We start from the raw sequence: 17,453 nt of genomic DNA, 5'->3' as shown, positions 1-17,453 counted from the left end.
AATCTCCATGCGGCCCATAGTTCATCCCTGATGACGTCTCTAATGACGGAATTAGTGACGTAACTTCAGGTGTTCGCGGGAAATCTCAAAGGCAGATTCACCGGACGCTTACCGTCGATCCTTGTCAACGCACCGATCAACGCCAAGGCTCGCAACGTCGAGCCCTTTGGCCCGGTGGCCCTTATAAACTCGTTCGACGACTTCGATGACGCCTTGATGGAAGCGAACCGCCTTCCCTATGGTCTTGCGTCCTACGCTTACACTTCTTCGGCGAAAACAGCGGCCGCGCTTACGAACCGAATCGAGGCGGGCATGATATCGATCAATCATCATGGATTGGGTCTGCCGGAGCATCCGTTTGGAGGCGTTAAGGATAGCGGCTTTGGCTCCGAGGGAGGCACGGAAGGCCTTGATGCTTATCTGTCCGTGAAGTTCGCTACGCAGGTCGGCCTCGACGCTTGAGGAACGTCTGTGCCGGAATAGACGACGGTTCTATGGCTTTCCGGCAGTTTCCGAGGATATTGGCATGTCACCGTAGTCGTGATTGATCTCAAAGAGCTGTGGGAATTTCTGCTGACAGAGATTTTTGAGCAACAAGATGTAGGGGTTTTGGGAGAGATATTTCGATTCCCCAAAATAGACCGGGATATCCTGCACCTCTTCTAAAACTCTAACCGCAAGGTGCGAGCGCGCGCTTTCAAGCGTCCAGGTAGGCAGTATTGTAAAGCCGAGCCCTGTCTCCACGCAGCGTTTAACGTTGGAGCTCGACGATGTCGAAATCGCAACTCTCGGCGATTTCCCGTCTCTGCGCATGAGGTCCAATGCCATGTTCCGCAACATATGACCGGGCTCAAACGTAACGTAGGGCTTCCCATCAGCCCAGTCCGCAACTGACGCAAACTCGTCTGGCGATTGCCAGTCCATCGGGTAGATCAAGGCGAGTTTGTAACTGCCGAGCGCGTGCTGCACCACTTCATCACCAATGAACGGCCGCTCCGTTATAAAGGCATCAACCTGTCCGGTCTTCACCAGTTCCACCAATGCTACGTCGCGTTCATAGCAAACGATCTGAACTTCCGGATATGTGGAACTGAATTCGCCAATGATGGGTTGGAAAAGATAGTAGAAGATCGCCTGCGGCATGCCGAAACGAATGACGGGACGCTCCTTATCGATGAGCTCGTTAAGACGGCTCAACATCGCGTCCAGCTCTGGTACAAGCAGATTGTAAAGCGTGCGACCGCGTGCGGTCAGAACCGTTGTCTTTGCGCCTTGCTCCGACACGACCAATCTCTCGCCGAGTATCTGTTCGAAACGACGAATATGATTAGCTACAGACTGATAGGAAATATTTAATTTTCGAGCGGCGGCAGAGTAAGAACCTTCCTTCGCGACCAGATGGAACGTTTGGACGAGGGTCAGGCTGACATTCTTCATTGAGAAACATTTTCCTTGATGGGCATTTGTTCTATATCCGGGCGCGTTCGAGCGCCTGGAGATGCTGCATTGCCCCACTGGTTCACGCCAAGTTTGGTAGCAAAAGCCCCTTGAAATGACTACAAGAAAGATCGCGGCTTGCGTTCGATAGCAATTCGCGCCAACGCGGCCAAAGTTCCAAGGTTTCCCCTACAAGGGCATCGCATATTTGTATTCTGCTCGATTTCTCAAGCGGCTAGCCTGCTCCACACATTGCCCGCGCACGGCGTCGGAGAAGGTCTTGTCGGCTATCTCCATACTTCCGACCGGCATGGAATTTGGTCTCCGGCAAACGAGTGGATTTCAATGAAATACAAGTATCTGATCGTAGGTGGCGGCTCCGCCGGATGCGTCCTCGCCAACCGACTCTCCGAGACCGGGAAGCATAATGTATGCTTGATCGAGGCTGGTCCCGATACCCCGCCAGAAGACGTGCCGCGATCGGTTTATGGCGATGCATTTCTCCCAGACTATTTCCAGCCCAACCGTTACTGGACCGAGTTGACAGCATACGCAGACCCGGTCGGTAACCGGTCGCCGCAGCAGATAGAAGCAGACATGAAACCAAGGCGCTACGAACAGGCGCGCGTCATGGGCGGCGGATCGACGGTCAACGGCCAGGTTGCCATTCGTGGGCTTCCATCTGATTACGACGAATGGGAAAAGCTCGGAGCGGATGGATGGTCGTACCGAGACTGCGAACCATACTTTCAAAAAATGGAGAACGACATCGACTTTCCCGCCGTAAGCGGGCAGCCGGCAGGACGAATCCCTATTCGACGGACCTTTCCTCAGCACTGGAGCAAGTTTGCGCTTGCCATGAGGGAAGGCGTTGCGACCAAGGGAATCCCTTACGTGGACAATTGTCATGCCGAACCGATCGACAGTTGCTTTCCGTTTACCCGTAACAATGTCTACGATCATCGCGTGTCTTCGGCCGCAGGCTATCTCGACGAGGCGACGCGCCGGCGTTCGAACTTGACGATTGTCTCCGAAGCCCATGTTGAATCCATCCTTCTCGAAGGCAGGGTTGCGAAGGGCGTTGTTCTCCGCAGAAAGGGGAAGACCGAAACAATCCACGCGGAAGAAGTGATCCTGTCGGCCGGCGCCCTGCACTCGCCGGCGCTGTTGATGCGGACAGGCATAGGGCCAGCCGAACACCTTCGCGAACTGGGTATTGATGTAGTTGCCGATCGGCCGGGCGTCGGTCAGAACCTGCAGGACCATCCCTTGATCGGCTTCGCTGTGTATCTCGACCCCAAGGGCATGATGGACGACTACGTAAAAAGCAGTCTTTTGATGCATATGCGTTGGAGCTCGGGCTACGAGGGCTGCCCACCAACCGATATGAAACTGACTGTTTCTGGTCGGTTTGCTTGGAGCGAGGTTGGCAAGCGCCTTGCGATGGTCAATTTCGGCCCGAACAAGGCTTATTCGAGAGGATTCGTCAAACTGCGCAGCAAGAACCCCAATGAGCACCCGCTCGTGGCCTTCAATTATCTCGCCGATATTCGTGATTTGAACCGTATGAAGGCCACGGCTCGGTGGGTAAGCGGTATTCTTTCAAGCGCTCCTGTTAATGACTATGTTCGAACGTTCTGGCCCGGCATCTATGCAGACTCGCTCAGGAATCTCGCGGCAAAGACCTGGATCAACGACGTCAAGACCCGGATCGCCGCCAGCTTTCTCGACATGGGCGGAATGGCTCGCAACTTCGTTCTCGGCAAGGCGATCGACAGTCGTTTCACCCTCGATAAAGTACTGAATGACGAGCACAGTCTCGAGGAGTGGATACGCACCGGGGTGCAGGGCGACTGGCATGCTTGTGGAACCTGCCGCATGGGTAGACCGGACGACAAGGCGGCTGTCGTCAACTCTCGCGGAAAGGTCTATGGAGTCGAAGGCCTGTGGGTCGTCGATGCATCGGTCATGCCCTCGGTCCCCTGCGCGACAACGAACCTCTCCACGATGATGATCGCCGAGAAGATGGCCGATCACATTCAGCAGGCGGCATAGTGACGACTGAGCTGGCCGAATCGAAAACGGGATCGAGGATGACATGAAACGTCTGAAGGGAAGGCAAGGAGCGATAAGCTACGGTCACGACATTGGGATATTGATGATCGACTGCTTCAACCCGTTCATCCCTGGTGATGTCGGGAACGCCTACACCTACGACTTCCCCGTTCTGTATCACCTTGTCCCCGACGTGACGATCAAGCGTCTTGTTGAGGAGGGGGATCTAAGCCTCGCTCAAAATATCGTGGACGCTGCACTCCATCTCCAGCGGCAGGGTGTCAAGGCAATCACGAGCGATTGCGGCTACATGCTGCATTTCCAAGACATAGTGCGAAAAGCTGTCGATGTTCCGGTGATGATGTCAAGCTTGCTGCAATTGCCCTTGATTTCGGCACTCCTGCCCCCCTCCCAGTCGATAGGGATCATATGTGCTAATTCCAGCAGCCTAACGGACGATATGCTGCGCAAGGCTTTTCCAGCGCAGGACCGGGAGATATTCGTCGGAGGCATGCAGAAGCAGTCGGAATTTCGCCATGCGATCCTTGACGAAATGGGGGACATCGATCCGGAAGCTGTCAGCCAGGAGGTTGTCGCTATCGGGGTGGGGCTAATCGATCAGCATCCTTCCATTGGCGCCATTTTGCTCGAGTGCTCGAACCTCCCGCCATACGCAAAATCGCTTCAGGATCAGATTCATGTCCCTGTCTTCGATTTCACAACGATGATCAATTATGTGCGCGCTAGCTGTGTGCGGTCCCATTTCCGGGGAGGTTACTAGCCGTGAGCACTAAGGGGGTCTTCCCGCTCAGCCGGGTCTGCTAGACTAGAATGATCTCACGTTGACCAACAGATGTGCTGCGAATGCACATCCCTGTCATGAACAGACGACGCGCGGAGGGGCCGCGGCCATTGTAGGCAGCGGCGATGAGGAGTTGTGTCCAAAACTGGTCTGCTGCTGCGACTTCGACTGAGGTCGTGATCCCGATGATGACGCCTCTAATAGGCCTAGGGTCTGGCTCCTAAACTGCTCCCAAGCTGAGTCAATTCTTTGAATCTTATAACGAATACTGAAGGAGAGAACGATGCGTGGTGCAGACATATTGGTGGAGATGCTCATCGGCTACGGCGTCGAGGTTATCTTCGGTGTTCCTGGGGATACAAACGTCCCGCTCTATGAGGCTCTTCAGGAACGTGAAGGAAAAATCCGTCACGTTATGGCGAGGGACGAACGTTCCGCCGGCTATATGGCCGATGCATACGGGCGCTTCACGCGTAAGCCGGGTGTATTCGAGTGCCCGTCCGGAGCCGGGGCCATGTATTCTTTGCCGCCGGTCGCAGAATCCAACATGTCGTCGGTTCCCGTTATCCTTTTGACGATCGACATTCCCCTCCCAGGTGAAGGGCGTGGCGTCTTGACCGAGCTGGACTGCGCGCGCCTCTTCGATCCCATCACGAAGATGTCGGTGCAGGTCAAGTCGCCGGAAAAGCTTCCGGAGATCATCAGACGGGCATTCCGCGTCGCATGCTCCGGCAAGCCTGGCGCCGTGCATCTGCAGATCCCGGAAGATATGCTCCTCGCTGAAATCGATCCGTCAAGGATTTCCTTGCATGTCGAACATGAGTGCATGACCTTCCCGGCTTACCCGACGCTTCCACCGGCTGATAAGCTGGAAGCGGTCATGTCGTTGCTGACCAGCAGCAAGCGGCCGCTGATCGTTTCTGGCGGCGGTGTCAATCGCTCGTGTGCCGGAACTGAGATAACGGAACTGGCGGAGCGTTTGAACATACCAGTCTGCACAACCATGACCGGTCAAGGCACCATGCCGGATGACCATCGCCTCGCTGTCGGGGTGATTGGTGACAATGGCTTCCATCCGCATGCAAACTGGTCGCTTGAACATGCGGACTTCGTCCTCTTTGTTGGATCCCGAATGGGTTCGGTCGTAACCATCGGTTGGACCTTTCCGAAGGTAACCCTGAACAAACGCGTTGCGCAGATTGATATCGATCCGGAGGTGATGGCGAATAACTATGAAAACGTCGTTTCCGTGCAGGGAGATGCGCAGTTGGTCCTGCGGAAATTGCTCGAAATGGCCCCCGACGATAACGACGCTTCCCGGACTCAGCATTGGGTTGACGAGCTCAACACGCTCCGTGCCAACTTCTGGGAAAATGCCGAGATGTTGCTTAATTCGGAAGCCGCGCCGCTACGGCCGGAGCGAGCTGTCCGTAGCTTCAACGAGGCACTTGACGCATATGGAAAACCGGCCCGAATCTACTCGGACGCTGGAACACCGACTCCTCATATGACACGATTCTTGAGGCTCAAGGACAATCGTACCCGGATCGCAATTCCTCGGGCATTCGGTGGCCTCGGTTCCGCCCTTCCAGCGACCGTTGGCGCTTGGTTTGCCGACAAGGAGTGCCGACCGATCGGAATGTTTGGTGACGGGTCGTTCGGCATGACCGTCGGAGAACTGGAAACTCTCGTCCGCTTGCAGGTCCCCGCCATTTTGCTGCTTTTCAACAACGGAACGTTTGGATGGATCAAAGGGCTCCATCGCTTGAAGGGCCACAATCAGTGCTTTGGAGTCGACTTCCTCCCGCCGCGCGGACAGGCGATCGCGGAGGCATTCGATGTAAAGGCATGGACGGCCACCAATTCCCGTGAACTGGATTCGGCCCTCGCCGCAGCATTTGCTTATCACCAGGGGCCTTGCCTGATCGATATCCATGTTGAATCAATCGCGGACCGTGTACCACCAGTTTACTCTTGGCTGAACAAAAGAGGCAAGGACCCTCTCAGCATCGAAGCTGAAGAAGTCCGCTATTTCTGAACTCCACGCTTGCAAACTCAGCGCCGTGCAGACCTCGGCCGTGGACGCCATGATCGGTTACGGCATCGAGGTTGCCGGAATGCATCGAAAGTGGCGTCCACGGAGAGATTCAATATCCATCAAATCACGCCCCACGCTCGAAACCTGCTCCTCCCTGTAATCTCACATGGACCGAGCTCATCAATCAGCCGAAGTGCCGCCCGCGGCGTGACGTCCAAGTTGCCAGCGACCATCTCGGCCGAGACCAGCGGCTGCGCTATGAGCAGATCGATTAGCCCCGGTCGGCGTGACGAAGTGCGCCGACCGACAAGACGCCTTTCCATCATGGTACGCGCCAAAGTCAGCCGGTCATGCTCCCTCATCCCGAGTTCGGCAGCCACCGCGAAACCATGTAGGATCGCCGAAAGACGAATGTTGCGGTCGCGATGCCGACGACACTCGACGGGCACGATCTTCAGGCCGATATTGAGGGCGAAGAGATGCCCGCCGTTGCTGAGGCCCGCTTGGTGCAGGAGGGACGGGGCCAGAAGCCGACCAAGCCAGGGCGCGTGCTGCAGGAGGGCGAGATTATTCCAGGCATCAAGCGCCAGCACGGTCTGAAGCACTGGCGGCATGTCGTTGATTTTTGTTAGAACGGCGCACGATTCATCGAGACGGGCGTTCTCGTCCCAGTCCACATCATACACGAACGGTCGCCCTCATTACCGCGCGCCGGCGCCTTCGCCGCGACAATCACCGACTCGGAGCGGACCAGCAAGGCGTTGATCGCCGCCAACTCCATTGTCATCGGATCGTCGGCAATGTCACCGGCTCCGCTGTTCTCCGCCACATCGTTTTGTACCGCCGCCGCCGGGCCCACCTCTATAGAGGCGTATGCATCTTCGGCATCGCCGGCGTGGTACAGGCGGACTTGGACAGCGCCCAGCCGGCCGGTTGCGCGGAGAAAGCCCGATGCGAGAGCAGTTGCACCAGGCCTTGATTCTGTCTGCCGATTTCGGGAGGAGGAAGTTCGACCGTCGCGCGAGACTGCTGAGAGGAAGAGTGCAGATTCCAATCTCCTGAATCTATGCTGCGTCGCAGCATTCTCAATAAGTAGCCTAACAAACATTTGTGCGCGCCGTCATCAGGTGCCGGAAACATCTTCCGGCTGAAATGCGTCGGCTAAGGCGGTAACAAGGCCGACGATCTTTCGGCGCATCCTATTTGAACTGATCCGTGAAAATGCAAGGTTGAGATCACGCCCTTCGTTTGTCTCGAGAAAGCTGGTGATTTCGGGCGCCGCAGCCACCATACCTTGCCTGGAATCGTCCGCATCAGGAAAGAAATACGAGGGCGGCACGCCGAATGTCTTCGCAATCACGGCGAGGCGGCTGGAGCTCACCCGATTCGTCCCCTTCTCGTATTTCTGGATCTGCTGGAAAGTGACGCCTAGCGAGGCAGCCAGGGTATCCTGGCTCATGCCCCTCAAGCGGCGCTGCGCTTTGATCTTGCTTCCGACTTCCACGTCGATCGGGTCAGGCGTCTTCGCCATTCAGTTCTCCTCGATCGTTTCGAGAATATCATACTTTTTGACGATCGCCCCGACGCCACTATTGAGCAGCGCGACCATTGCCTCCTTGGTCACCGGGAGTGTCACGACGCGCTCAAGATGCATTGGCGGTAAATCGTGATCCGGTTCACTTGAAACCGCTTCGCGTAAATCAACGATCGCCTGGCGGGCACTCTCCGCACTACCGAAAAACGGACTTCGGACCACATCGTCACGCCAACGCGACCCGGCCGACTGGAAGGTGGGCGAATAGGTGTAGAATGTGAAGGAAGGTGCTGCTGACACTCGGTTTCCTCCCAGAGCAACGCGGTACGCCCCCGCTTCTGCTCTTTGACCCCTGGTGATCGGGGAGTTGGAAACCGCATAGCACGGCCCTACGGCCTTTAGCTCCGAGGAACCTGTTGCATACGCCGCAGGATCCCCGACCGCAAAGGTCGAAGAGTGGTGCCATGTCGCGGCACCTGCCTAGCTATGAGGGGTTTCCACGCCCCAAAGCAGCGCGTGACTGCTTCAGCCGTGAGTCTAGGCGATCACGCGGCGCGGTGCAAACACTCAGAGTAGAAATTCCGAATGAATTCAGTCGATAGATGCTGAAGATGGTTCCCCCGATATGCGCCCAACGATATGGCTGCGTTTCAGTATCAGCGAAACAGACGGCCAGTTGTGCGGCCAGACGGAAGGTGAACGCCATGGACGAGCAGAGCGAGACGATAACGATTTCCAGCCGCAGCGATTTCGCCCTTTGGGCAATTGAACGGGCTAAGGCGATTGTTGCTGACGAAGGCGGCAATCTCGCCATCGCCACGCGTGACCACGGCGAAGACGAAGTTGCCGCAACGGCCAACGCCCTTGGCCAGGCCATCGTAGATGCCCTGCTTGAAGTCTTCGATGGCCTGATGCAGGAATAGCGGCGGATTAACGCTCCGCGCCGTCGCGACCATTGTCTCGCTGGCGGTCCTGTTCCGCTTGGTGGAGAACCTGCTGGCGATGTTCATACTGTGCATTTTTCGCCGCGCCTGCCTGCTCGCGGGCGGCCCGAGAGGCGCGGCCAGTGGCAATAGCCTGCTGCTGTGCCGCGATGGCGGGATCGACGGTAGAAGGGGCCGGTCGGCCCTGCGCCTGACCGTCATCTGAACGTGCCGCCGCCGATGTACCCCCTCCCCCATTAGTTTCCGTAGCCGACCTTACCTGCTGCATCTCGATATCGCGACGCTGCTCCGCGAACAGTGCAGAGATCTCGCGCCGCATTTCCTCGACCGCCTGGCGCTCGGCGCTGCTATCAACCATCCCTTCAAGGCGATCCATCGATTTGGTGGCACGCGAAACGCGCTCGTCGAACTGTTTCAGCGATAGGGGCATAGCGTTTTCCTTCTGCTGTTGAATGGTTGTGATCAGGGCCTTGAATTCCGCTAGTGGCTCGTCCGGCGGCGCAGCGGACCGCTCGGTCAAAGTATCGAATTTCTTCTGCAGCCAAGGCGACGGCGCACTATGCTTCGCGGAGCCGGCCGCCTCGACGACGACGGAGGCACGCAATCCATGCGACAGCAACCGCGTCTGAAAACCTCTGGCAACGGACCGTGTCTCGGAACCGGGACCAAACTCTTCGCCCTGCTTGGCCAACTCGCGCTCAATCTTGCTGACGCTCGCGGTCGTTGGCGCCAGGACCTGGACGGACTTCCCCGCGACGGAAATCAATTTGGCCTCGACGCCGATAGCGCCTTCGAGAATAACAGCCACCGTCTCGCGTTCCATGGCCTGTTCGACTTCCAACCGGAGAAGAACGAAGCCGCTGGCACGCAAAGTAGCATGCGGTGCATGAGTGGTCGCCGCGGCTGCGAACCTGTCGGCTGCTGCGATGACCGATGGCTTCGCCCCTGCCCCCTTCAGCGCGATGGCCGTCGCCTGCCATTTCGGGGCGAGCGCGAGGTTGCCATTGGAGAGTGTCGCTCGATCGACAACGCCCACCCGCTTGCGCTCGACACGCTGATTGACCGCAGCAGACTTCAGATAACGTGGATCGGATCGGCCGCGCTCATAGGCGCCGGCCTGTGCTTGGCTATAGGGTCGGGTCGCCGCAACATCCGCGCGACGTGTAGCGACCATGGCGATGCCGTGCTCGCGCGCCTTCGCTGCGAACCGCTCCCGCCATGCATAAAGCTCCGGCTTCGTTAGCCGCAATGCTTTGCCGATATCGTCGCGTGCCGAGATCATCGTGTGGACATGCACATGACCGGTATCGGGGTGATGAGCCGTGATCCAGCGATGGCCGGCCACCTGCTCGCTAAGGAAGTCACGAACGGCACGATTCATCGCTTCCGCATCCGTCCCGGCTCGGGCGGAGAAAATCACATGGAAGGCATTGCGCGGCTCGACGGTCCGGATGTCGCTCGACCAATTCCGCCAGATGCTGTCTACCATGCTCTTGATCGCCGGGCCACGCTGCACCTGCTCGCCGGCGCTAGTGATGGCATGCTTTTCCGTGCGGAGGAACTTCTCGAGGAAATAGCGGCCCGACTTTTCAGAGACCGCGGCGCCGAGAATGCGGACCTCGGCCGAGACACCGGCGTTCGACAAACGGCGCGCAATATCGGTCTCGACGTTCTCAACCGCCCGCCCCGGCCCTTCTCCCTTTTCGCGCGTCCTGAGCGCACCGACAATCTTCCTTGACGGAAGATCAGTAACAACAAAGACGGAAACCTGACCGTCCGGATTGCGAGCATAGAGAAAGGGCTTGGAGCCGAACGCCGAGTTCAGCGCATCGTGAAGATCCTCATCGTTCACCGCCTCCGGCAAATTGATCGACAAGGTGGCAACTGCGTTCACCGCATAGGCTTCGCGAAACTCTGACAGCCACTCCTGCAGAACGGCCGCCCGTTCTTCGCGGCTCGCAATCGTCACACCCTCCTGGTCGATAATCGGGATGTCGACCTTTCCCTTCTCTCCGTTTTCCTTTTCGACCTCCCGCGTACCGAGATAGGTCATCAGACCCACGGCCGACGCCCTGCTCGAAACAGTCGATGTGACCTTGATGACGACTGCCTGCGCACCGGCCGCGATCGCCGCCCGGCTCGCCGTCTCCATCGATGACGGCTTGCGGGAAGAAGATCGCATAACCGGCGGCCGGTCGACGCGCGGCGTCCCGCCAGCCCCTCCTCCGCCGCCGCCCGATCTCCGCAGCTCGTCATCCTCTACGGATTTCGAACCAGCACCAAGAGCGCCAAAAAGGGTGATCACGTCCCGCTCGGAGGCACTTGCAGGCTGGAGGATGGAGGCGATAGTCGGTTCTGGTGAGAGGACAGCAGCTGGCCGGGCTTTGCTGGCGATGCCCGTTGGCACGTATCGTTGCTGGGGCGCCTCGGCGGTAATGGCCATCCGCACCATTCCTGCGCGCCTGTGGCGCTCGTCTTCCTCTTCGAGGAGCGACTTTGTCCGACGCACCTGGAAGCCCTCGATATCACTGAGCAGGCTCGTCCAGTCATACGCCATGACCATCTCTCCTCCGCCCCCGTCGGCTGATCCGCAGCATCAGGTCAACGTCGGCCCGCAGCCGGAAGACACCTTCGAGAAGGCTGCGAAGTGCTGCGTCAAGATGGGGTTCATAGCCGACGCGGCCTTCATTAATACCCCGAACTGCCTGGTTGAGATTGATACCGATGCGGCGAAGCTCCTCGTTCGTAGCTCGTAAAGCGTCGGCTTCGACGGGTCCAACGGGAAGCGGAAGCCCAGCCCGGTCGCGAAACAGCAGCCGGATCACATCGCTGGCGGTGCGGTCTTCACCGCAAAGGTCCGCAAGAGCTTGCCGCTCCTCCGGCCTTAGACGGACCCTGACCACTTCGCTGCGCATCGCTTTCCTTCCGCTTGCGAGGTTGCCGGAGGCGACCCCAGAGCGCCACCGGCGCGAACCTGAGCCCTGCCGGAGGCGGGGCGACGTCGAGTTTGTACCACAAACTTGACTATCCTGCCACCTATAACTAAAATATATTTTATTACAATTCATCATCACAATACAAACACTCTCGCCCAAGCTCCCACCACAACCACGCACCTCCAACGCCACCCGGCCCGTTAACAGTTCCCCGTTGTTCGTGCGATCATTGCTAGCGATATCACTGGCAATCGCCCAATTACCCATTAATCACTGACAGTTAACCGCGCTTCCGTTACTCATTGTCAACGGGCAACTGGCAATTGTCTGTTGGTCATTGCCCGTTGTCGGCGGTCAATCAGCAATCGACAATCATCAACGGTGAACGAACAAAGGGCAACGAATGCATTGCGGAAAGACAAGCGAGGAAATAACTATAGTTTATTCTCAGAATGAAGGAGCCATCATGATCGTCACCATCGCCAATCCCAAGGGCGGAACCGGCAAGACCACCCTCGTCCGCGCTCTCTCCGGCACGGCCGCCCATGCCGGCAACGACGTCTTCCTGATCGATGCCGACAGTCGCGCCAATACGATGCGCTGGGTCACGATGTCGAAAAAGATGGACGTCTGGCCCGACCGGCTGGAAGCCGAAAGCTGCCTCGATCCCAACCAGATCTACAAGCTCGCTCTCCATCATCAGCAGGAGGGCAAGATCGTCTTCGTCGATGTCGAGGGCACGACCAACGAAAACCTGTTCGCCGGCCTCTACTGTGCCGACATCGTGCTGATCCCGCTGCAGACGACCCAGGACGACGTCGTTGCCGGCATGCAGCTCGCGCTGAACCATGTGCCGGTGGTCGAAGAGGATCAGAAGCGCAAGCTCTCGACGATGATCGTCATCAACCAGCACGATCTGGTGACCGGCCGCGCCAAGGCGCATGAGCCGCTCCGGGAAATTTTACGCGAGAGCGGTGTCGCTCTCGCCAGCCAACCGATCGCGCGCCGCGCGTCCTATCAATCGATTGGCGCCGCCGGCACGCTCCAGACATCAGCGAAGCCTGATCCGAAGGCGATCGCCGAGATGGAAACGCTCCTTGGCGAGTTGCTTGCCCTCTACCGGTCGAAGACAAGCGAGGCAAAGCGATGAGCGACGGCGTAGACAGCAAGAACCTCGTCCTCGGATTGATCTCGACAGGCCGCGATCGCCCTTCGGTTCGCGAAAAGATGGTTTCCCCCGCAAAATCCGCTGAAGAAGACCAGGCGCCGGCACCATCAGCGAAGCCGCCATTGGCGCGCGGCCAGCTCCGCAACATGGTGGCCAGGGGCGAAAGCCGCGACCCGGTTGCCGGCAAACGCTTCCGCGACACCGAGAAAGTCACCACCGGCATCCATATCCGCGCCGAGGTCCACAAGAAGCTGAAGATCCTCGCTGCGATCGAGCGGCGGAAGTTCAACTCCTACATCGAGGAGGCGATCGACGACTATCTCGAAAAGATCGCCGAGCGGATTCCCGATATTTCCTGAGCGGGAAAAGGGAGAGGTCATCACGCGCTTCGCTTTGCGGCCTCCCCATTCGCCCTGAGCGCCGCCATCAGCATCGGCCCGAGCCCGAATTCACCACGCGCCGCCTTGCGGCTGAGATCGCGCAGATAGCCGCCGGGCGAGGTGATGTGCTCGGCCCGCTCCAGGATGCAGGCGACCGCAATCGCGGCATTCTCCGGCCCCATCACCTCGCAAGCCTCCTGATAGGCCGACGGGCTGACCCCGAGCGCCGATCGGACGGTTACGGCGGCCGTCATCAGCTCGCGCCAACTCTCGATCCGGCCGCCGGCCGCGTAGTCGGCAATCTGCGGGCAGGCCCTCAACACCAGTGGCAACGGGTAAGCTTTCAAAGGCTCGGCAGTCCGGTTCGGTTTCGGGCTCGGCATCTCGCCCTGCTCTTTTTCGGAGCGAGGTTCAAGTTCATGGAAGGATTCGGGTTTTGAATTCTGTATGTGACGACTGCCATGGCTGTCATTGACACCCGTTTTTTCTGCTTTTACCTGAATTTCCAGTCGGTTGATGATTTCCTCACGCAAAAGCGCCATTTCTTCGAGCACCGCATCGACGTCCTGACGACGAGGAGAGCGCGGCAGACGGGCCAGGAGCGCAATGTACATCGCCTCGATCGCCTCCCAATCGCCATCCGCGCCCTCGTCCATGGCGGCTGAGATCAGCTTGCGAACGTCACGGCGGCAAAGCGACAACGCCTCTTTCGCGCGCTTGAATTGAAGACGCTCGGCAGCGACCTGTTGCGCCAGGCTGGCCAACTCGCTCGCACGGGCGAGCAGAGGCGCGAGGCTGAAGCCGAAAGCAGCCTCAATGTCCCCTCCCCTACCCCGATGCGCATAGCGCTTGCCGTTCGGGCTATCGCGGCGCTCGATCAGGCCGGCATCGACCAGCGCGGCAAGATGCCGGCGCAAGGTCGTGCCGGCGATGCCGTGCGCGCGCAGCGACAGCTGATTGTTCGACGGAAAAACGACCAGACCACCGCTCTCATCCGCGAGTTCATCGCTCGGATAGAAGCTCAGCAGTGCCTGCAGCACCGTTATCGAACGATCCTGGAGGCCGAACACATCCTTCGCCTCGCCGACGTCATTGAAGACTTTCCACTTATTGACCGCCTTGCCCGCGCCGCGGTCGGCAGTTTCGAGCTGGCCTCTCACCAGGGCAAGCGTCATCGGCCGCCCATGGGGCGTTGTCACACGTCCAATTTGCATTTTCTTTCACCTTTCAAAGGGCAAAAGAAATCCACTCACCAAAACGGTGCCAAAGACTCTTGACTGTGATTCGTGGAAATGCGATTCTCGATCTTGCTACAGAATACGAGGAAGGCTTCCACGGTTTACCGATTGGGGGCCTTTTTCTTTTGCGGATTGATCCTTTCCGTCGTCCTAGAAGTAAACCACGTCAGCTCTCCATCGACGCCTGATATTCACGATGAAGCTGCTCGAGTTTGCTGATCACAAAATCGCCGAATGCAGGCGAAGATTTCTCATCGAAACTCAGATTGAGGGCCTTGGCAGATCTCTGCACGGTCGCGAGTTTCTGGCCGCTTTCTGACTTGACGGTCTCGGGTTTCACTCCCTTGCGCTTTGCTGTCAGCACATCCATCACCATCGCGAAGCGGTCGTCGGTGTCAGCAGCCCGGAATTCCTTGCTCTGCAGAAGACCGTCGAGTGCCTTCGGCTTGCTTGCCGCGAGCTTCTCGGCCAATCCCATCCAGCGCGGTCGTCCAGCCTTCGGGGCTGGTCCAATTGCTTCGATGATCGATCTGGGCACCGAGTGCGCGACGCTCATAAGTTTTGAGAGTTGGGTCTTCTCCATCCCCAATGCGGACATGATTACCTGCCGGTCGAAGCCGCGCTCCTCGAGTGCGAGAGCAAACAGGCCGCGCTCGATATAGCTAAGGTCGGCCCGCGCTGCGTTTTCCTGACCTTGTGCAACGACCAGTTCTTCGTCGGACAGGTTCTTCACGACCGCTTTGACGGGGCGCCGGAGTGCGGTGGCAACGCGCACGCGCCTATGACCAAAGACGACCTGGTAGCGATCAGACTTTTCAGGGTGCGGCCTCAAAAGGACCGGGCTCCTCTGACCGGAGGTGCGGATAGCCTCCAGCAGTTGCTGGAAGCTATCGCCGTCATCCGTCAGACGATCGGAGACGAAGGAGCTGTCGATCAAGTCGGGGGCGATATCGACAACTGCCGCCCCCTCCGCGATCAGGGCACGCGCCTGGTCTGCGGCGCTAACAATGTTGCCCAACGATCGTCCCATGGCCCCAACGGCGCCCGAGCGGATATGCTGAAGCTTCTTCTCTTGGCCCGCTTCAAGTTCGTGCGCTTCCTCATCGGAGTTGCCATGTGGCAACTCGCTGTCTCGCCTGGAAAGCATGGCTTTGAGCGTATCCTTGCGGCTCATGACGCCCTCCCCCAGGCCTGCTTCATCAGGCTCTCGATTTCCCCGTTTACGGCATCGAGCGACTCGATGGCCCGGTCATACGTCGACCTGGCGAAGTTCTCACGGCCCACCTCGTACAGGGTCTGCTTCGACAAGCCAGCGTCGGAAATTGCCGTCGATTTCAGCATTGTGTTTGTGAGCACTCTTTCGCGAAACAGCGAGCGCATGAAGCCGACCATCTGCGCCTGTGGGCCGTCAGATGGTTCGTAACGGGTCACGACATATCGGATGAAATCATAGTCGAGATCACCACCGGCATCTTGCACCACACTGAGCAGGTCGGACGTCATTAGCAGGAATTGGCACATCGACATGACGTCGAGCATCTGCGGATGGGCGGTGATCAACAGACCCGTCGAAGCGCAAAGCGCTCCCAGTGTCAGGAAACCGAGCTGTGGCGGGCAGTCGATCACGATCACATCGTATCTGGCTTCCACGGAACCGAGCGCGGATGCAACGCGACCGAAAAAGGGCTCCGTGGATCGCTCTGCAAGGGCCCGGGGCGTATCGTGCTCATATTCCATCAGCTCCAAATTGCCGGGAATAAGATCGAGGCCGGTGAAGTAGGTCGGCTTGATGATCTCCGAGAGGGGACGCCGCTTATCATCGTAGCGGATTGCAGCGTACATGGTTTCATTCGCCTGGATGTCATACTCGGGCTGATACCCGTGCAATGCCGTCATAGAGGCCTGCGGATCGAGATCGACACCAAGGACGCGATAGCCCTGGAGCGCTAGATATTGCGCGAGATGAGCGGCGGTCGTGGTCTTGCCGCTGCCACCTTTGAAATTGACGACGGCCATGACTTGGCAATGCTCACCCGGCCTGCGCCGGTGGACATAATTCTTGCTCTTCGAATTCTCATCCAAGACGGCGCGAATCTGATTAATCTGGTCCAGGCTATACCAGCGGCGGCCGCCAGACCCGATTTCCGGCTGGGGGCCCTTCCCGCCAAGAGAAAGCTGACGAAGGTATGCGTCGCCAATACCAATTAACTTCGCGGATTCGACGGAGGAGAAAGAGCGAAGGGTCTTTTTCGAAACGGGTGGGAACAGCGCCTTGCGCATCGCAAGCAGCTCTTCGGAGAGCGCAGCGCCATCGCCCGCGATGACGTCGGTCATCAACGGCTTCGGTGCCTCTGGAACGGCGGCTTGACTACGAGCCTTCAACATAACTACGAAAATTCTCCAAAGTTGGCGAATAAGTCGTAGGCGAGAATGCTCCGAGTCGCAATCGTTGGCAAGGAAAATAGGGTTAACAAAACCTTAACGCGATTTGTAGAAACCAGCGATGAGGATTCCCGCGGAGCAGGATAGGTGATCCGGGCCGAAAGTTGCCATGTGGCAACTCGCTGAACCCCTTGGGAAACAAGGCAAAACGAAAAGTCCACGTCGAAGGGCCACCCTCGGGAAAGGCATAGGGTCTAAGGAAAGGGAGGAAGAAACCATCCCCTTCCCCCAGTGTAGAGTTCAAGGGAGGGGCTTGCCCTTCCTTGGGTGGGGTGTTTGAGGCGGCAGATCCTGCCCTGACCTTTCATGGGGAGAGTTTGAGAGGGGTGGGTTGAATGGGCGGACACCGTATTCGGGCTCCCCGGCGCATCGACTAACACGCGATCGCCAAAGCATCTCGCCCGATTCTCCTCGGTCCAGCCGTCCATCAACGACGTGAATCAATCAAGTCCGAACGATTCAGAATTGTCGTTGGACAG

The 17,453-nt window shown here is 58.2% G+C and carries 15 protein-coding genes and 1 pseudogene; 7 read left to right on the top strand and 9 right to left on the bottom strand.

The window, feature by feature from the left end; translation table 11 throughout:
• Positions 1-111: 111 nt before the first annotated feature.
• A pseudogene (locus FFS37_RS33570) lies at positions 112-462 on the top strand (aldehyde dehydrogenase family protein); the annotation flags it as partial.
• 30 nt (positions 463-492) lie between these two features.
• Here the strand turns inward: FFS37_RS33570 and FFS37_RS33565 are convergent.
• Entirely contained in the window at positions 493-1,437 is a 945-nt protein-coding gene (locus FFS37_RS33565) for a LysR family transcriptional regulator (RefSeq protein WP_137935224.1), read from the bottom strand.
• Positions 1,438-1,782: 345 nt separating this feature from the next.
• On the opposite strand from FFS37_RS33565, the gene FFS37_RS33560 reads away from it, so the two are divergent.
• The 3 genes from FFS37_RS33560 (at position 1,783) to FFS37_RS33550 (ending at position 6,332) form a co-directional block, all read left to right on the top strand.
• Positions 1,783-3,492, top strand: coding sequence for a GMC family oxidoreductase (locus FFS37_RS33560; RefSeq protein ID WP_137935223.1), 1,710 nt, complete (start codon positions 1,783-1,785; stop codon positions 3,490-3,492).
• Between the two features lie 43 nt (positions 3,493-3,535).
• Entirely contained in the window at positions 3,536-4,273 is a 738-nt protein-coding gene (locus FFS37_RS33555) for an aspartate/glutamate racemase family protein (protein WP_137935222.1), read from the top strand.
• 304 nt (positions 4,274-4,577) lie between these two features.
• Complete coding sequence (locus FFS37_RS33550) at positions 4,578-6,332, top strand: thiamine pyrophosphate-binding protein (protein WP_137935221.1); 1,755 nt, start codon at positions 4,578-4,580, stop codon at positions 6,330-6,332.
• 119 nt (positions 6,333-6,451) lie between these two features.
• Here the strand turns inward: FFS37_RS33550 and FFS37_RS36330 are convergent, their stop codons facing one another.
• The 3 genes from FFS37_RS36330 to FFS37_RS33535 form a co-directional block, all read right to left on the bottom strand.
• On the bottom strand, positions 6,452-7,018 hold the full coding sequence (locus FFS37_RS36330) for an RHE_PE00001 family protein (RefSeq protein ID WP_232375875.1): 567 nt from the start codon (positions 7,016-7,018) through the stop codon (positions 6,452-6,454).
• Between the two features lie 437 nt (positions 7,019-7,455).
• Positions 7,456-7,863 (bottom strand): helix-turn-helix domain-containing protein, encoded by a 408-nt coding sequence (locus FFS37_RS33540; protein WP_137935220.1) that lies wholly within the window; start codon positions 7,861-7,863, stop codon positions 7,456-7,458.
• On the bottom strand, positions 7,864-8,166 hold the full coding sequence (locus FFS37_RS33535) for a hypothetical protein (protein WP_137935219.1): 303 nt from the start codon (positions 8,164-8,166) through the stop codon (positions 7,864-7,866).
• 404 nt (positions 8,167-8,570) lie between these two features.
• On the opposite strand from FFS37_RS33535, the gene FFS37_RS33530 reads away from it, so the two are divergent.
• Positions 8,571-8,789 carry a hypothetical protein gene (locus FFS37_RS33530; RefSeq protein WP_137935218.1) on the top strand — a complete coding sequence of 73 codons (219 nt, stop codon included), beginning with the start codon at positions 8,571-8,573 and terminating at the stop codon, positions 8,787-8,789.
• A gap of 7 nt (positions 8,790-8,796) precedes the next feature.
• On the opposite strand, the gene FFS37_RS33525 is transcribed toward FFS37_RS33530, so the two are convergent.
• Entirely contained in the window at positions 8,797-11,367 is a 2,571-nt protein-coding gene (locus FFS37_RS33525; RefSeq protein WP_171026530.1) for a relaxase/mobilization nuclease domain-containing protein, read from the bottom strand.
• Positions 11,357-11,725: a MobC family plasmid mobilization relaxosome protein gene (locus FFS37_RS33520; RefSeq protein WP_137935216.1), complete on the bottom strand. Its 369-nt coding sequence runs from the start codon at positions 11,723-11,725 to the stop codon at positions 11,357-11,359. The genes FFS37_RS33525 and FFS37_RS33520 overlap by 11 nt, the downstream gene beginning before the upstream one ends.
• Before the next feature lie 487 nt (positions 11,726-12,212).
• Between FFS37_RS33520 and FFS37_RS33515 the strand changes: the two genes are divergently transcribed.
• Both FFS37_RS33515 and FFS37_RS33510 read left to right on the top strand, forming a co-directional pair.
• Positions 12,213-12,896, top strand: a complete 684-nt coding sequence (locus FFS37_RS33515) for a ParA family protein (RefSeq protein ID WP_171026529.1) — start codon at positions 12,213-12,215, stop codon at positions 12,894-12,896.
• Entirely contained in the window at positions 12,893-13,273 is a 381-nt protein-coding gene (locus FFS37_RS33510; protein ID WP_137935214.1) for a hypothetical protein, read from the top strand. Before FFS37_RS33515 ends, FFS37_RS33510 begins: the two co-directional genes overlap by 4 nt.
• A 20-nt stretch (positions 13,274-13,293) precedes the next feature.
• On the opposite strand, the gene repC is transcribed toward FFS37_RS33510, so the two are convergent.
• From repC to repA, 3 genes are all read right to left on the bottom strand, one after another.
• Positions 13,294-14,508, bottom strand: a complete 1,215-nt coding sequence (repC, locus tag FFS37_RS33505; RefSeq protein ID WP_137935213.1) for a plasmid replication protein RepC — start codon at positions 14,506-14,508, stop codon at positions 13,294-13,296.
• Between the two features lie 190 nt (positions 14,509-14,698).
• Entirely contained in the window at positions 14,699-15,706 is a 1,008-nt protein-coding gene (gene repB, locus FFS37_RS33500) for a plasmid partitioning protein RepB (protein WP_137935212.1), read from the bottom strand.
• The gene (repA, locus tag FFS37_RS33495) at positions 15,703-16,866 is read right to left on the bottom strand and encodes a plasmid partitioning protein RepA (RefSeq protein WP_232375874.1); all 1,164 of its coding nucleotides are present in this window, start codon (positions 16,864-16,866) and stop codon (positions 15,703-15,705) included. The genes repB and repA overlap by 4 nt, the downstream gene beginning before the upstream one ends.
• Positions 16,867-17,453: the final 587 nt, after the last annotated feature.

This window comes from Mesorhizobium comanense, assembly GCF_005503535.1.
GTDB classification, from domain to species: domain Bacteria; phylum Pseudomonadota; class Alphaproteobacteria; order Rhizobiales; family Rhizobiaceae; genus Mesorhizobium; species Mesorhizobium comanense.
Note: the sequence above shows the minus strand (reverse complement) of the source record. Positions and strands in the feature narration are given on the sequence as shown.

Bases quoted from the DNA above. Each gene is read 5' to 3' on its own strand.
- repC (WP_137935213.1), bottom strand. From the start codon at position 14,508: ATGCAAATTGGACGTGTGACAACGCCCCATGGGCGGCCGATGACGCTT.
- FFS37_RS33520 (WP_137935216.1), bottom strand. From the start codon at position 11,725: ATGCGCAGCGAAGTGGTCAGGGTCCGTCTAAGGCCGGAGGAGCGGCAA.
- FFS37_RS33515 (WP_171026529.1), top strand. From the start codon at position 12,213: ATGATCGTCACCATCGCCAATCCCAAGGGCGGAACCGGCAAGACCACC.
- FFS37_RS33565 (WP_137935224.1), bottom strand. From the start codon at position 1,437: ATGAAGAATGTCAGCCTGACCCTCGTCCAAACGTTCCATCTGGTCGCG.
- FFS37_RS33525 (WP_171026530.1), bottom strand. From the start codon at position 11,367: ATGGCGTATGACTGGACGAGCCTGCTCAGTGATATCGAGGGCTTCCAG.
- repB (WP_137935212.1), bottom strand. From the start codon at position 15,706: ATGAGCCGCAAGGATACGCTCAAAGCCATGCTTTCCAGGCGAGACAGC.
- FFS37_RS33550 (WP_137935221.1), top strand. From the start codon at position 4,578: ATGCGTGGTGCAGACATATTGGTGGAGATGCTCATCGGCTACGGCGTC.
- repA (WP_232375874.1), bottom strand. From the start codon at position 16,866: ATGACCGACGTCATCGCGGGCGATGGCGCTGCGCTCTCCGAAGAGCTG.
- FFS37_RS33530 (WP_137935218.1), top strand. From the start codon at position 8,571: ATGGACGAGCAGAGCGAGACGATAACGATTTCCAGCCGCAGCGATTTC.
- FFS37_RS33510 (WP_137935214.1), top strand. From the start codon at position 12,893: ATGAGCGACGGCGTAGACAGCAAGAACCTCGTCCTCGGATTGATCTCG.
- FFS37_RS33540 (WP_137935220.1), bottom strand. From the start codon at position 7,863: ATGGCGAAGACGCCTGACCCGATCGACGTGGAAGTCGGAAGCAAGATC.
- FFS37_RS33555 (WP_137935222.1), top strand. From the start codon at position 3,536: ATGAAACGTCTGAAGGGAAGGCAAGGAGCGATAAGCTACGGTCACGAC.
- FFS37_RS33560 (WP_137935223.1), top strand. From the start codon at position 1,783: ATGAAATACAAGTATCTGATCGTAGGTGGCGGCTCCGCCGGATGCGTC.